The organism is Cupriavidus sp. HPC(L), assembly GCF_000307735.3.
Taxonomy (GTDB): domain Bacteria; phylum Pseudomonadota; class Gammaproteobacteria; order Burkholderiales; family Burkholderiaceae; genus Cupriavidus.
The window spans coordinates 1-14226 of sequence record NZ_AMPR02000017.1 but is presented as its reverse complement, the minus strand read 5'-3'; the positions used below and the strand labels follow the sequence as shown (position 1 = coordinate 14226).

The following is a 14226-nucleotide window of genomic DNA, read 5'->3' as shown; positions in this document are numbered from 1 at the left end:
GCCAGCGCCGGCCCCGCCTACACCCTCAAGTAAGCAGCGGGCGCGGGCCACCGCCCGGTTGCCCCTGCCGTAGCACCCGCGCCGTTGCGCGCGTGGCCGTTCCACGCAGCGCCCGGCGCCATTCCGGTCTTGTTGACCGTATTCGCTGTCATTCGCTGAAATTCGCCTGATTTCTTTCCGGGGAACCGACTCGCCATGAAACTCGCTATCGCCGGCGCCTCCGGCCGCATGGGCCGCATGTTGATCGAATATGTGCTGGACGCCGAGGGCGTGACGCTGGCCGGCGCGCTCGATGCGCCCGGCGCCGCTGCGCTGGGGCAGGACGCGGGCCTGTTCCTCGGCCGCCAGACCGGTGTCACGATCACCTCGGACATCCAGGCCGCGCTGGCCGGTGCGGACTGCCTGATCGACTTCACCCGCCCCGAGGGCACGCTGGCCCATCTGCAGGTGGCGCGCCGTCTCGGCGTCAAGATGGTGATCGGCACCACGGGCTTCGACGATGCCGGCAAGGCCGCGCTGGCCGAGGCCGCGCAGTCGATCGGCGTGGTCTTCGCCGCCAATATGAGCGTCGGCGTCAACGCGACCTTCAAGCTGCTCGAGGTGGCCGCGAAGATGCTGTCCACGGGCTACGACATCGAGATCATCGAGGCCCACCATCGCCACAAGGTCGACGCGCCGTCGGGCACCGCGCTGAAGATGGGCGAGGTCATCGCCGAAGCGCTCGGCCGCGACCTGAAGACCTGCGGCGTGTTCGCCCGCGAGGGCCATACCGGCGAGCGCGAAGCGAATTCGATCGGGTTTGCCACGGTGCGCGGCGGCGATATCGTCGGCGACCACACCGTGCTGTTCGCCGGCATCGGCGAGCGCATCGAGATCACGCACAAGGCCTCGAGCCGCCAGTCGTATGCCGATGGCGCGGTACGCGCCGCCCGCTTCCTGGCCGGCAAGCCGAACGGGATGTTCGACATGCAGGACGTACTGGGCCTGAAGTAAGTCCTGCCGTGCACGCGCCTGCGGCCCCCGCGATGGCGGGCGCAGGCCGTTTCCGCCGGCCACCGCCGGTTATAATCGGCGCTTTCCGCACGCCGCAACGGCCGGCGTGCCTTCCACCGCTGCCAGATTCCACATTGCCGATGCGCCGCGTGCGCACCGCTGTCCCAACCATGCAAGACAAATACCTCCCCGCCGAAGTCGAAGAATCCGCCCGCCAGCACTGGCAAGCCATCGATGCCTATCGCGTCGACGAGCACGCGGTGGGCCCCGACGGCAAGGAGAAGCCCAAGTTCTATGCCTGCTCGATGCTGCCGTATCCGTCGGGCAAGCTTCATATGGGCCACGTGCGCAACTACACGATCAACGACGTGATGGCGCGCTACCTGCGCATGAACGGCCATAACGTGCTGATGCCGATGGGCTGGGACGCCTTCGGCATGCCGGCCGAGAACGCCGCGATCAACAACCGCGTGGCGCCGGCCGCCTGGACCTACGACAACATCGCGTACATGAAGAAGCAGATGGCGTCGATGGGCCTGGCGATCGACTGGTCGCGCGAGGTCGCCACCTGCGATCCGAACTACTACCGCTGGAACCAGTGGCTGTTCCTGAAGATGCTGGAGAAGGGCATCGCCTATCGCAAGACCGGCACCGTCAACTGGGATCCGGTCGACCAGACCGTGCTGGCCAACGAGCAGGTGATCGACGGCCGCGGCTGGCGCTCCGGCGCGGTGGTCGAGAAGCGCGAGATCCCGATGTACTACCTCGGCATCACGCAATACGCCGAGGAACTGCTGGGCGAACTCGAAGGCCTGGGCTGGCCCGAGCGCGTCAAGGTGATGCAGCAGAACTGGATCGGCAAGAGCGAAGGCGTGCGCTTCGCCTTCCCGCACGCGATCGTCGGCGACGACGGCGAGCTGATCGGCGGTGGCAAGCTGTATGTGTTCACCACGCGCGCCGACACCATCATGGGCGTGACCTTCTGCGCGGTCGCCGCCGAGCACCCGCTGGCAACGCACGCCGCCTCGACCAATCCGGAACTGGCCGCCTTCATCGACGAGTGCAAGCACGGCTCGGTGATGGAAGCCGACATGGCGACCATGGAAAAGAAGGGCATGCCGACCGGCCTGAAGGTCGTGCACCCGCTGACCGGCGAGCCGGTCGACGTCTGGGTCGGCAACTACGTGCTGATGAGCTACGGCGACGGCGCGGTGATGGGCGTGCCCGCCCACGACGAGCGCGACTTCGCCTTCGCGCGCAAGTACGGCCTGCCGATCAAGCAGGTCATCGACGTCGAGGGTCGGCCGTTCTCGACCGAGGCCTGGCAGGACTGGTACGCCGACAAGGAACATGGCCGCTGTATCCATAGCGGCCACTACGACGGCCTGCACCATCGCGCCGCGGTCGACGCGATCGCCGCCGACCTGGCCGCCAAGGGCCTGGGCGAGAAGAAGGTGACCTGGCGCCTGCGCGACTGGGGCATTTCGCGCCAGCGCTACTGGGGCACGCCGATCCCGCTGATCCATTGCGACAGCTGCGGCGTGGTGCCGGTGCCAGAGCAGGACCTGCCGGTGGTGCTGCCCGAGGACCTGGTGCCGGACGGCAGCGGCAATCCGCTCGCCAAGGATCCGCGCTTCCTCGAATGCACCTGCCCGTCCTGCGGCAAGCCGGCCCGGCGCGAGACCGACACGATGGATACGTTCATCGACTCGTGCTGGTACTACATGCGCTATACCTGCCCGGACGCGGCCACGATGGTCGATGCGCGCAACGATTACTGGATGCCGATGGACCAGTACATCGGCGGCATCGAACACGCGATCCTGCACCTGCTGTACGCGCGCTTCTGGACCAAGGTGATGCGCGACCTGGGCCTGGTCAAGTTCGGCGAGCCGTTCACCAACCTGCTGACGCAGGGCATGGTGCTGAACGAGACCTACTATCGCGAGGACGCCAGCGGCAAGAAGCACTGGTTCAATCCCGCCGACGTCGATGTGAAGACCGACGAGCGCGGCCGCCCGGTCGGCGCGACGCTGAAGGCCGACGGCCAGCCGGTCGAGATCGGCGGCGTCGAGAAGATGTCGAAGTCCAAGAACAACGGCATCGACCCGCAGGCACTGATCGACCAGTACGGCGCCGACACCGCGCGCCTGTTCACGATGTTCGCCGCGCCGCCCGAGCAGCAGCTCGAGTGGAGCAGCTCGGGCGTCGAGGGCGCGTCGCGCTTCCTGCGCCGCGTCTGGGCCTATGGCCAGGCCAATGCCGAGGCGATCCGTGCGGCCGGCGCCGGCGGTGAAGCCGTCGACGCGGACCGCGCGCTGCGCCGCGACGTGCATGGCGTGCTGCGCCAGGCCAACTACGATTACCAGCGGATCCAGTACAACACCGTGGTGTCCGCCGCGATGAAGATGCTCAACGCGCTGGAAGACGCCAAGTCGGCTTCGCCGGCGGCGCGCCGCGAGGGCTTCGGCATCCTGTTGCGCGTGCTGTACCCGGTGGTGCCGCACATCACCCACGTGCTGTGGCAGGAGCTGGGCTACGCCACCGCGCATGGCGATCTGCTCGATGCGCCGTGGCCGCAGGTCGACGAGGCCGCGCTGGTGCAGAGCGAGATCGAGCTGGTGCTGCAGGTCAACGGCAAGGTGCGCGGCAGCCTGACGGTGCCGGCCGACGCCGACCGCGCCGCGATCGAGGCGATGGCCGCCGCCAGCGAGACCGTCGCCAAGTTCGCTGCCGGTGCCGCGCCGAAGAAGATCGTGGTGGTGCCCGGCCGCCTGGTCAATGTGGTGGTCTGAGGCGGGCCGCCCTGCAATGGCATCCCGCCGCCGCGCCATCGTCCCAATCAAAGGAATCGCGCCATGACTAGACCGAACCCGAATCGCCGCGCCGTGCTGGCCGCGCTGCTGGCCGCCGGTGCGCTGGCCGGCTGCGGCTTCCATCTGCGCGGCAGCTCGGACTTCGCCTTCAAGCGGCTGTATGTCGGCATCCCGAAGAACTCGCTGATGGGCGCCGAACTGACGCGCGCGATCCAGGGCGGTTCCGACACCATCGTCGTCACCGATCCGAAGCAGGCCGACGCGCTGCTCGACGTGCTCGAGGACACCCGCACGCGGACCGTGCTGTCGATCACGACGGCCGGTGTCGTGCGCGAATACCGGCTGACCCAGCGCTTCACGTTCCGGCTGCGCGATGCGGCCGGCCGCGAGATGATCGCGCCGTCGCAGATGGTGCTGTTCCGCGACCTGACTTACAACGAGGCCAACGCGCTGGCCAAGGGCTACGAGGAAGAGCAGCTGTATCGCGACATGCAGCGCGACATCGTGCAGCAGCTGATGCGCCGGCTCGCCGCCGCCAAGCCCGCCTGAGGCCGCGCACGGCGCACGCACAGGCAACACGGACACGACAGGCAAGCCAGGCGGACACGGCCCACCGGATGCAGCTCAAGCTCGACGCCCTCGACGGTCACCTGCGCCAGGCCCAGACGCGCGGGTTGGCACCGCTGTACGTGGTACACGGCGACGAGCATCTGCTGGTGCTCGAGGCGGTCGACCGTCTGCGCCAGGCGGCGCGCGACGCCGGCTACAGCGAGCGAGACGTGCTGGTGTCCGAGCGCGGCTTCCAGTGGAGCCAGCTGCTGGAGGCGCAGCAATCGATGTCGCTGTTCGGCGACCGCAAGATCGTCGAGCTGCGCATTCCGTCCGGCAAGCCAGGCAAGGAAGGCGGCGAGGCGCTGCGCGCGGTGGCGGCGCAGCTGGCGGGCGCGCAGTCCGCGTCCGATCTGGTGATGCTGATCACGCTGCCGCGGCTGGACTTCGCCGCGTCGAAATCCGCCTGGTTCCAGGCGCTCGAGGGCGCCGGCGTCTCGATCAAGGTCGACAACGTCGATCGCAGCCGGCTGCCGGCCTGGGTCGGCGAGCGGCTGGCGCTGCAGAACCAGCGCGTGGAACCGGGCGAACCGGGCCGCCGCGCGCTGCAGTTCATCGCCGACAAGGTCGAGGGCAACCTGCTGGCCGCGCATCAGGAAATCCAGAAGCTCGGGCTGCTGTACCCGGCCGGCGTGCTGACCTTCGACCAGGTCCACGACGCGGTACTCAATGTCGCCCGCTACGACGTGTTCAAGCTGTCCGAGGCGATGCTCGGCGGCGACGTGCCGCGGCTGGTGCGGATGCTCGAAGGACTGCGCGGCGAGGGCGAGGCCACGGTGCTGGTGCTGTGGGCGCTGACCGAGGAAATTCGCGTATTATCCAAGGTCCGGCAGGGGCTGGCCGGCGGCAAGCCGATGGGCGTGCTGACCCGCGAGCTGCGCATCTGGGGACCGCGCGAGAAGCTGGTGCCGCAGGCCGCGCAGCGGCTGTCCACGGAGCGCCTCGAGGCCGCGCTGGCGATGGCCGCGAAGCTGGACCGGCAGACCAAGGGGCTGCGCGTCGACGGCATGCCGGCCGAGCCGTGGGATGGCCTGCTGCAGCTGGCGCTGATGATCGCGCGCTGATCTGCCGGCGTTCCAACGCTGCCCTGCGGCCGAGCGCCGCCGGAACCCGCGCCGCCCGCAGCGCGACCCGCCAAAATACAAGATTGCCAGGCCGCACCGACCGGCCCCCGATATGAACGAGCTCGACCTCTACCAGTACATGGACCGCGTCGGCCGCCAGGCCCGCGCCGCATCGTGCGCGATGGCGCGCGCATCGACCGCCGACAAGAACCGCGCGCTGCTGACCATCGCCGCCGCGATCCGACGCGACGCCGAGCAGTTGAAGGCCGTCAATGCGCGCGATGTCGAGCGCGCCCGCACCAACGGCCAGGACGCCGCCTTCGTCGACCGCCTGACGCTGTCGGACAAGGCCATCGCGACGATGGCCGCGGGCCTCGAGCAGATCGCCGCGCTGCCCGATCCGATCGGCGAGATCGGCAACATGAAATACCGGCCGACCGGCATCCAGGTCGGCCAGATGCGCGTGCCGCTCGGCGTGATCGGCATCATCTACGAGTCGCGTCCCAATGTGACGATCGACGCCGCGGCGCTGTGCCTGAAGTCCGGCAACGCGACCATCCTGCGCGGCGGTTCGGAGGCGATCGAATCGAATACCGCGCTGGCCCGGCTGGTCGCCGAGGGCCTGGCCGAAGCCGGTCTGCCGGCCCAGGCGGTGCAGGTCATCGAGACCACCGACCGCGCCGCGGTCGGCCGCCTGATCACGATGACCGAGTATGTCGACGTGATCGTGCCGCGCGGCGGCAAGAGCCTGATCGCGCGGCTGATGGAAGAGGCGCGCGTGCCGATGATCAAGCATCTGGACGGCATCTGCCACGTCTACGTCGACGCCGACGCCGACCTCGACAAGGCGGTGCGCATCTGCGACAACGCCAAGACGCAGCGCTACGCGCCGTGCAACACGATGGAAACGCTGCTGGTCGCCGAATCGATCGCCGCGCGCGTGCTGCCGCCGCTGTGCAAGATCTACCAGCAGAAGGGCGTCGAGCTGCGGGTCTGCCCGGCCACGCGCGCCACGCTGGAAGCGGCCGGCATCAAGGGGCTCGTCGATGCCACCGAGGAGGACTGGCGCCTCGAATACCTGGCGCCGGTGCTGGCAATCCGCACGGTGTCCGGCCTCGACGAGGCGATCGCCCATATCAATACCTACGGCTCGGCCCATACCGATTCGATCGTCACCGAGAACTATTCGGCCGGCATGCGTTTCCTGCGCGAGGTCGATTCGGCCAGCGTGATGATCAACGCGTCGACGCGTTTCGCGGACGGCTTCGAATACGGCCTGGGCGCGGAGATCGGCATCTCGAACGACAAGCTGCACGCACGCGGCCCGGTCGGCCTCGAAGGACTGACCTCGCTGAAGTACGTGGTGTTCGGCCACGGCGAGATTCGCACGTAAATCGCCGCGTCATACGGATCGCCGATGCTCTGGGTCAAATCGCTGCATATCGTATTCGTGGTCTCCTGGTTCGCCGGGCTGTTCTATCTGCCGCGCATCTTCGTCAATCTGGCGATGGAGACCGATCCCGCCGCGGTGACGCGGCTGCTGGCGATGGCGCGCAAGCTGCTGCGCTTCATGACGATGCTGGCGATCCCCGCGCTGGCGTTCGGCCTGTGGCTCTATCTGGGCTATGGCATCGGGCGCGGCCCGGGGCAGGGCTGGATGCATGCCAAGCTGGCGCTGGTGCTGGTGCTGCTCGGCTATCACCATGGCTGCGCGGTGCTGCTGCGCAAGTTCGAGGCCGGCCGCAATACCCGCTCGCACCGCTTCTACCGCTGGTTCAACGAACTGCCGGTGCTGGTGCTGCTGGCGATCGTGGTGCTGGTGGTGGTCAAGCCGTTCTGACGCCCTCTGACATCCCGTTCTGACGCTGTATCTCTTCGCCTGAACCCATTCCCGAGGAACCGATGAGCAAGCAGATCGACTACTACTTCTCGCCGCAGTCGCCGTACGTCTATCTCGGCCACGCGCGCTTTACCGAGATCGCGGCCCGTCATGGCGCCCAGGTCAATCTGAAGCCATGCGACCTGGGCAAGGTGTTCGCGACCTCGGGCGGTCTGCCGCTGGCCCAGCGGCCGCCGCAGCGCCAGGCCTACCGGCTGATCGAACTGGCGCGCTGGCGCGACTACCTCGGCGTGCCGCTCAATCTGGAGCCGAAGTACTTTCCGGTCTCGGGCGACGCCGCCAGCCGGCTGATCATCGCGGCGCGGCTGGCGCATGGCACCGCGCGCGCGATGGCGCTGCTGGGCGCGATCGGCCAGGCGCTGTGGGCGCAGGAGCGTAATATCGCCGATGCCGCCACGCTGGCCGAGCTGGCCGATCGCCTGGACTTCGATGGCGCGGCGCTGCTCAAGGCCAGCGAAGGGCAGGGCGTGCAGGACGAATACGCGCGCCATACGCAAGATGCGATCTCGGCCGGCGTGTTCGGCGCGCCGTGGTATGTCTACGAAGGCCAGCCGTACTGGGGCCAGGACCGGCTCGACTTTCTCGATCGCGCGCTGGCGGCCGCCTGAGCGCGGTCCGTGCCGGCCCAGGCCGGCGCCGGTGCCTCCGTCCGCCACGGCGGACGTTTTTGTTTGAAGCGGCTTGTGCCGCCGTTTCGCCTGCTGTTTATTTGACCTGTCGCGACCACTGGACCATTCGCGACTTTCTTGCGACCCGTTCGCGACCTTTTGCCGGACCGCTGTGATGACTCAAGCCTTCTTCGCCCCCTGCCCGCGCGGCCTCGAGAGCGCGCTCGCCGACGAGCTGCGCGAGATCGCCGTGCGGCCCGATGTCGACGCCCTGGCGCCGTTTGACGTCCATCGCGAGGTGCCGGGCGGCGTCAGCTTTTCCGGCGACATGGCGGCCGCGTACGCGGTCAACCTGCATTCGCGCATCGCCAGCCGCGTGCTGCTGCGGGTCGCCGCCCGCGGCTACCGCCACGAGGACGACATCTACGAGCTGGCGCGGGCGCAGCGCTGGGACCAGTGGTTCGGCCCGGACGAGACCATCAAGATCGAACTGACCGCGCACCGCTCTCCGCTGCGCAGCCTGAACTTCACCGCGCTGCGGGTCAAGGACGGCGTCTGCGACGCGATGCGCGAGCGCCTCGGTGCACGGCCCAGCGTCGATACCGCCAGCCCAGACGTACGGATCTACGCGCACCTGACCGAGCACGACTGCACGCTGTACCTGGACACCACCGGCGAGCCGCTGTTCAAGCGCGGCTGGCGCATGGAAAAGGGCGAGGCGCCGCTGAAGGAGAATCTGGCCGCGGGCATCCTGCGGCTGGCCGGCTGGACGCCGGGCAAGACCGCGCGGCCCTTCTACGACCCGATGTGCGGCAGCGGCACGTTCCTGGTCGAGGCGGCGCAGGTCGCGCTCGGTCTCGCTCCCGGGGCGGCACGCAGCTTTGCCTTCGAATGGCTCAAGGGCATCGACCAGAAGCCGTGGAAGGCGCTGAAGAGCGAGGCCCAGGCCGCCAGCCGGCGCGCCGCTACGGCGGCATCGGCGTCGGACCTCGCCATCGCGGGCAGCGATATCTCGACCGACATGCTGGCGATGGCGAGCGCCAACTGGCAGCGTGCCGGCTTGCCGGGCGAGCTGCGCACCAAGCAGGTCGATGCGCGCCACGTGCAGCCGCCATTCGCGGAACCCGGCCTGTTGCTGCTGAACCCGCCCTATGGCGAGCGGATCGCGGTGCGCGGCCAGCGCCGGCCCGCATTCGACGAGGCGCCGGTGGACAGCGCCGAGGAAGACGCCGCCAACCAGTTCGCCAGCGCGTTCGCGACGACGCTGAAGCAGCATTTTGCCGGCTGGGAGGCGTGGATCTTTACCGGCGACCTGTCGCTGCCCCGCCGGCTGCGGCTGAAGGAATCGCGGCGGGTGCCGCTGTATAACGGCGCCATCGAATGCCGGCTGTTCCGCTTCGAGATGGTGAAGGGCGGGAACCGGGCGCAGTCGTGACGGCCTGATGGTGTTCTCCCTCTCCCGCAAGCGGGAGAGGGGAGAGAACCGGCAGTAGCTCTCAACGCCCCGTCAAACTGCCTTCGTTGCGCTCGAATTCCGTCAGGAAGGTCCTGAAGCTGACCACCGGCTCGTCCAGCAGATGGCGCGGCAGGTCGAACAGCGCGTACAGGAATTCCTCGCGGCCCTCGACGCGCTCGGCCGGCAGGCAGTATTGCTCCCAGTCGACGCAGGCCGGCGTGTACATGCCGTTGCCGGGCCAGAAGAACGGCACGATGCGGCCTTCGCGCAGGCCCTCGGTCAGCGCCGCCGGCGCGTCGTAGGCCTCGGCCGATTCGACCTGGCTGGCCAGGCTGGTGCGGGTCTCGATCACCATCAGCGTGGCCTGGCCCTGCGCGGTCAGCAGCAGGATGCCGGCCGGGTTCGGGTACAGGTAGTACTCGACGAAGCCGTAGCGCGCCGCCAGCTGGCGCACGCGCTCGGCCATCGCGGCATCGGACAGGAACGAGAACGAGTGCCGCGTCAGCAGGTCGCGCAGCGTGTGCGACAGCGTGGTGAAGTACTGCTGCTGCAGCGCGTCGATCTCCTGGTCCAGGCGCTCGACCATATTGCTGTCGTGCTTCTTGACGTAGCGGTCGATCAGCCCGTGGTTGAAGCCCTGCACCGCGACCCCCTCGTCGGCGGTGCCGGTCAGCAGGATGGTCTTGCACGGCAGGTCCTGCAGCGCGCGGCAGAATTCGAGCCCGTCCATCTGCGGCATCGAATAGTCGACCACGATCACGCCCGGCTGCACGAAGCGGTGAATGTCATGGATCTGCCGGTGGATGCGGTCGATATCGAGCTGCACGGTGCGGCGCTCGGTCAGGAACGTCAGGTCGTCGTGCGTGACGCGCACCGGCAGGAAGCCGGTGAAGCGCGTGGTGTAGGCCTCGCGGATCCACTGCAGCGCCTCGCGCGGGTCGGTGAAGGTGACCACCGGGCGGGTCCGGTCCATCTGGAAGACCAGGCTGTCCATGAACGAACGGCTGTCGTCGACCAGCACGGTCAGGATCGGATGTTGGAAGACCGGCAGATGCCGGTCCTGCGGATTGAATGTCATGTCGCGTGCGACCCCGGGGAGGCGAAAAGCGGGTCCGGCTGCAGCGCAGAGCGCGGGGCCGGCGCCAGGGCCGCCATGGCCGGCGCATGCCGGCCCCCGCGGCCGAGGGCCAGTATAGCGCGCCCGAGCGGGGGCGCAACCGGCCCTGGAGTAGGGCCGGCGGCACAGCTTTTACGGGTGCGCGATCGCGGTCAGGCGACTGCCTTGACCATGTCCTCGACCACCTTCTTGGCGTCGCCGAACACCATCATCGTCTTGTCCATGTAGAACAGCTCGTTGTCCAGCCCGGCATAGCCGGCCGCCATCGAGCGCTTGTTGACGATGATGGTCTTGGCCTTGTAGGCCTCCAGGATCGGCATGCCGGCGATCGGCGAGTTCGGGTCGGTCTTGGCCGCGGGGTTGACCACGTCGTTGGCGCCCAGCACCAGCACCACGTCGGCCTGGCCGAACTCGCTGTTGATGTCCTCCATCTCGAAGACCTGGTCGTACGGCACTTCGGCCTCGGCGAGCAGCACGTTCATGTGGCCCGGCATCCGTCCCGCGACCGGGTGGATCGCGTACTTCACCGTGACGCCCTTCTCCGACAGCATCTCGGTCAGCTCCTTGAGCGCATGCTGGGCGCGCGCCACCGCCAGCCCATAGCCGGGCACGATGATCACGGTCTCGGCATTGCCCATCAGGAAGGCCGCGTCGTCCGGCGAGCCGGACTTGACGTTGCGCTGCGCCTGCGCGCCGGCGGCGGCCGCGCTGCCGGCCTCGCCGCCGAAGCCGCCGAGGATCACGTTGAAGAACGAGCGGTTCATCGCCCGGCACATGATGTACGACAGGATCGCACCGGAGGAACCCACCAGCGAGCCGGCGATGATCAGCATCGGGTTGTTCAGCGAGAAGCCGATGCCCGCCGCCGCCCAGCCCGAGTACGAGTTCAGCATCGACACCACCACCGGCATGTCGGCGCCGCCGATCGGGATGATGATCAACACGCCGAGCACGAAGGCGATCGCCAGCATCACTAGGAATGGCACCCACTGCTGCGTCATGAAGAAGGCGATGCCGAAGCCGACCATCGCTACCGCCAGCGCCAGGTTCAGCCAATGCTGGCCGGCGAACACCACCGGCGCACCCTGGAACAGCCGGAACTTGTAGCGGCCGGCCAGCTTGCCGAACGCGATCACGGAACCGGAGAAGGTGATCGCACCGACGAAGCAGCCGATGAACAGCTCGATGCGGTTGCCCAGCGGAATCTCGTGCGAGCCGGCCGCGGTGATGCCGAAGGCGGCCGGTTCCGCCACCGCCGCGATCGCGATGAAGACCGCCGCCAGGCCGATCAGCGAGTGCATCGCCGCGACCAGCTCCGGCATCTTGGTCATCTCGACCTTCTTCGCGACGTAGGCGCCGATGCCGCCGCCGACCACCAGTCCGGCCAGGATCAGGCCGAGCCCGGTGCCGATCGACGACTGGCCGATGCCGGCGGCCAGGAACTCGTTCTTCAGCTTGACGATCAGCGCGACGGTGGTCAGCGCGGCGATCGCCATGCCGATCATGCCGAAGGCGTTGCCGCGGCGCGCGGTGGCTGGATGCGAGAGCCCCTTCAAGGCCTGGATGAAGCAGACCGAGGCCACCAGGTAGAGCAGCGTGACGACGTTCATGCTCATTGCGCGCCCTCCTTGTTGCCGGCCGGAGCCGACTTCTTCGGCTCCTTCTTCTTGAACATCTCCAGCATGCGCTGGGTCACCAGGAAGCCGCCGAACACGTTGACCGCGGCCAGGGCCACGGCCAGCGTGCCCATCGCGCGGCCGACGCCGCCTTCGGTCAGCCCCGCGGCCAGCATCGCGCCGACGATGATGATCGCCGAGATCGCGTTGGTGACCGCCATCAGCGGGGTATGCAGCGCCGGCGTAACCGTCCAGACCACGTGGTAGCCCACGTAGATCGCCAGCACGAAGATGATCAGGTTGATCACCGTGTGGTTCACCATCTCCATCGACTTCTCCTCCCGTTGCTTGAATTCGGTTGTCCGCGCAGTTTCCCGGCTATGGCGCGGCCGGCTTCGCCATTGGCTCGCCGGCCAGCGCCGGTGATGGCGTCCGTGCCGACGGCGGCACGAATACCCGCTCCCAGTCGCGCCGCATGCTGACCACGGTCCAGCGGTGCGCGGCGGCGGCCTTCAGCGACGCGCCATCCGGCTCCGTATAGGCGGACTCGCGCTGCGCGTCGTCATGGTCGATCAGCATCTGGAACGATGGCCCGTGCCGTCCCTGGCTGTAGGCCAGCATCGCGATATCGCCGGCGCCGCCGACATTGCCGGCCGCGAACACCGGCCGCTGGCCGATCTGCAGCGCGATATTGGCGGGTTTGTTCTCTTTGTCGTTGAAGCTGTCGACGCGCGGCTCGCGCCAGACCGCGTTCCCCTGTGCGGTTTCGCGAAAGCGCATTGCCAGCCGGGAGCCGATCACCTGCTGTGGCGCGATGCCGTAGTAGTCCGCGGAGAACGCACGCATGAAGTCGGCGGTGGAACCCGCGCACAGCCAGGTCTGGTAGCCCTGCGCGCGCAGATGGGCGAGCAGCTCGAGCATCGGCTGGTAGATGCCGTCGCGCAGCGGCGCGCGGCTGCGGGGATGACGGGCGGCCGCGAGAAAGCGCCGCGCCTCGTCCTGGAACGATTCGACCGCGGTGTTGCCGTACACGGCGTGCAGCAGCTGCAGCGCCGCGGTGTCGCCGCGCTGCAGGTAGCCGCGCGGATCGGCGAGGAATTCGCGGTAGGGGCTTTGCGCGCCCAGCGCGGGATCGGCGTCGGTGCGCGCACGCGCCAGGTGCGCGACGAACAGCAGCTCGGCGCGCGGGTCCTCGCGCCACAGCGTGCCGTCGTTGTCGAAGATGGCGATGCGGTCCGCCGGGGCGACGAAGGCCGGGCCGCCCACGGTGGTGGTGTCGCGCACGAAGCGCAGGATCGCCTGCTTGGCGGGACCGTCGCGCCAGGAGGGCAGCGGGTCCGCCGCGGCGGAAGTCGGCGGGGCACCGCCGTCAGGCGATGGCGATGCGGGTGTCGATACGCCCGCGCAGGCCGCGCAGCCCGCCGTCAAGACAACGATCAGCCAGCGGCGCCATGCGCCAGGGCCACCGTTGGCATGCCGGGACTGCGGGCGAGACTGCCTGCGCGCGGCGATCATGGGATTACACCTTCTTGATTTCCTTGATGCGGTTGTTGTCGTCGACCAGCACGATCTTCGGCTTGTAGTCGGCCAGTTCCGCATCGCTCATCGGCGCGTAGGTGCAGATGATCAGGTGGTCGCCCAGGTGGGCGCGGCGGGCGGCGGCGCCGTTCAGCGAGATCTCGCCGGTGCCGCGCTTGCCCTTGATGATGTAGGTCGAGAAACGCTCGCCGTTGTTGACGTTATAGAGCTCGATCTTCTCGTACTCCTTCATGTCCGCCGCGTCGAGCAGATCCTCGTCGATGCCGCACGACCCCTCGTAGTGCAGGTCGGCCTGCGTCACGGTGACGCGATGCAGCTTGGCGCGCAGAATGATGCGTTGCATGGTGTTGCTTTCCTTCGTTGATGCTGGCGCCGCGACGGCTCGAACGTGGGGCCGCGGCACCGTGAAAACGCGCCCGGGATGGGCGCGGGGTTGAAATCGATGGTGGAGGGTCGGCGCTGCCGGCGCGCCGATCGCACCGGCGGCGCCGGGCCGGCTGCCGCTCAG

General features: G+C 68.4%; 13 protein-coding genes. 8 read left to right on the top strand and 5 right to left on the bottom strand.

Translation table 11 applies throughout. From position 1 onward, the window contains the following. Nucleotides 1–195: 195 nt before the first annotated feature. From dapB to B551_RS02150, 8 genes are all read left to right on the top strand, one after another. Nucleotides 196–993: a 4-hydroxy-tetrahydrodipicolinate reductase gene (gene dapB / locus B551_RS02185; protein WP_006579733.1), complete on the top strand. Its 798-nt coding sequence runs from the start codon at nt 196–198 to the stop codon at nt 991–993. Nucleotides 994–1163: 170 nt separating this feature from the next. Continuing rightward, entirely contained in the window at nt 1164–3788 is a 2625-nt protein-coding gene (gene leuS, locus B551_RS02180) for a leucine--tRNA ligase (RefSeq protein WP_006579734.1), read from the top strand. Between the two features lie 63 nt (nt 3789–3851). Continuing rightward, on the top strand, nt 3852–4358 hold the full coding sequence (gene lptE, locus B551_RS02175; RefSeq protein WP_006579735.1) for an LPS assembly lipoprotein LptE: 507 nt from the start codon (nt 3852–3854) through the stop codon (nt 4356–4358). 68 nt (nt 4359–4426) lie between these two features. Continuing rightward, nucleotides 4427–5482, top strand: coding sequence for a DNA polymerase III subunit delta (gene holA / locus B551_RS02170; protein WP_023263386.1), 1056 nt, complete (start codon nt 4427–4429; stop codon nt 5480–5482). Between the two features lie 112 nt (nt 5483–5594). Next, the gene (locus B551_RS02165; protein WP_006578389.1) at nt 5595–6875 is read left to right on the top strand and encodes a glutamate-5-semialdehyde dehydrogenase; all 1281 of its coding nucleotides are present in this window, start codon (nt 5595–5597) and stop codon (nt 6873–6875) included. A 24-nt stretch (nt 6876–6899) separates the two neighbouring features. Continuing rightward, the gene (locus B551_RS02160) at nt 6900–7322 is read left to right on the top strand and encodes a CopD family protein (protein WP_023263385.1); all 423 of its coding nucleotides are present in this window, start codon (nt 6900–6902) and stop codon (nt 7320–7322) included. A 62-nt stretch (nt 7323–7384) separates the two neighbouring features. Beyond that, complete coding sequence (locus tag B551_RS02155; RefSeq protein ID WP_006578391.1) at nt 7385–7990, top strand: 2-hydroxychromene-2-carboxylate isomerase; 606 nt, start codon at nt 7385–7387, stop codon at nt 7988–7990. Between the two features lie 175 nt (nt 7991–8165). Then, nucleotides 8166–9425, top strand: a complete 1260-nt coding sequence (locus tag B551_RS02150; protein ID WP_023263384.1) for a class I SAM-dependent RNA methyltransferase — start codon at nt 8166–8168, stop codon at nt 9423–9425. 61 nt (nt 9426–9486) lie between these two features. Here the strand turns inward: B551_RS02150 and B551_RS02145 are convergent, their stop codons facing one another. The 5 genes from B551_RS02145 to panD all read right to left on the bottom strand — a co-directional run bounded on the left by B551_RS02145 (nt 9487) and on the right by panD (nt 14061). After that, on the bottom strand, nt 9487–10524 hold the full coding sequence (locus B551_RS02145) for a response regulator (RefSeq protein WP_006580100.1): 1038 nt from the start codon (nt 10522–10524) through the stop codon (nt 9487–9489). A 191-nt stretch (nt 10525–10715) separates the two neighbouring features. After that, the gene (locus B551_RS02140) at nt 10716–12179 is read right to left on the bottom strand and encodes an NAD(P)(+) transhydrogenase (Re/Si-specific) subunit beta (protein ID WP_023263383.1); all 1464 of its coding nucleotides are present in this window, start codon (nt 12177–12179) and stop codon (nt 10716–10718) included. Next, the gene (locus B551_RS02135) at nt 12176–12508 is read right to left on the bottom strand and encodes an NAD(P) transhydrogenase subunit alpha (RefSeq protein ID WP_006577188.1); all 333 of its coding nucleotides are present in this window, start codon (nt 12506–12508) and stop codon (nt 12176–12178) included. Before B551_RS02135 ends, B551_RS02140 begins: the two co-directional genes overlap by 4 nt. 49 nt (nt 12509–12557) lie before the next feature. After that, nucleotides 12558–13694 carry an HAD family phosphatase gene (locus B551_RS02130; RefSeq protein ID WP_006577189.1) on the bottom strand — a complete coding sequence of 379 codons (1137 nt, stop codon included), beginning with the start codon at nt 13692–13694 and terminating at the stop codon, nt 12558–12560. A gap of 4 nt (nt 13695–13698) precedes the next feature. Continuing rightward, nucleotides 13699–14061 carry an aspartate 1-decarboxylase gene (gene panD, locus B551_RS02125; RefSeq protein WP_006577190.1) on the bottom strand — a complete coding sequence of 121 codons (363 nt, stop codon included), beginning with the start codon at nt 14059–14061 and terminating at the stop codon, nt 13699–13701. Nucleotides 14062–14226: the final 165 nt, after the last annotated feature.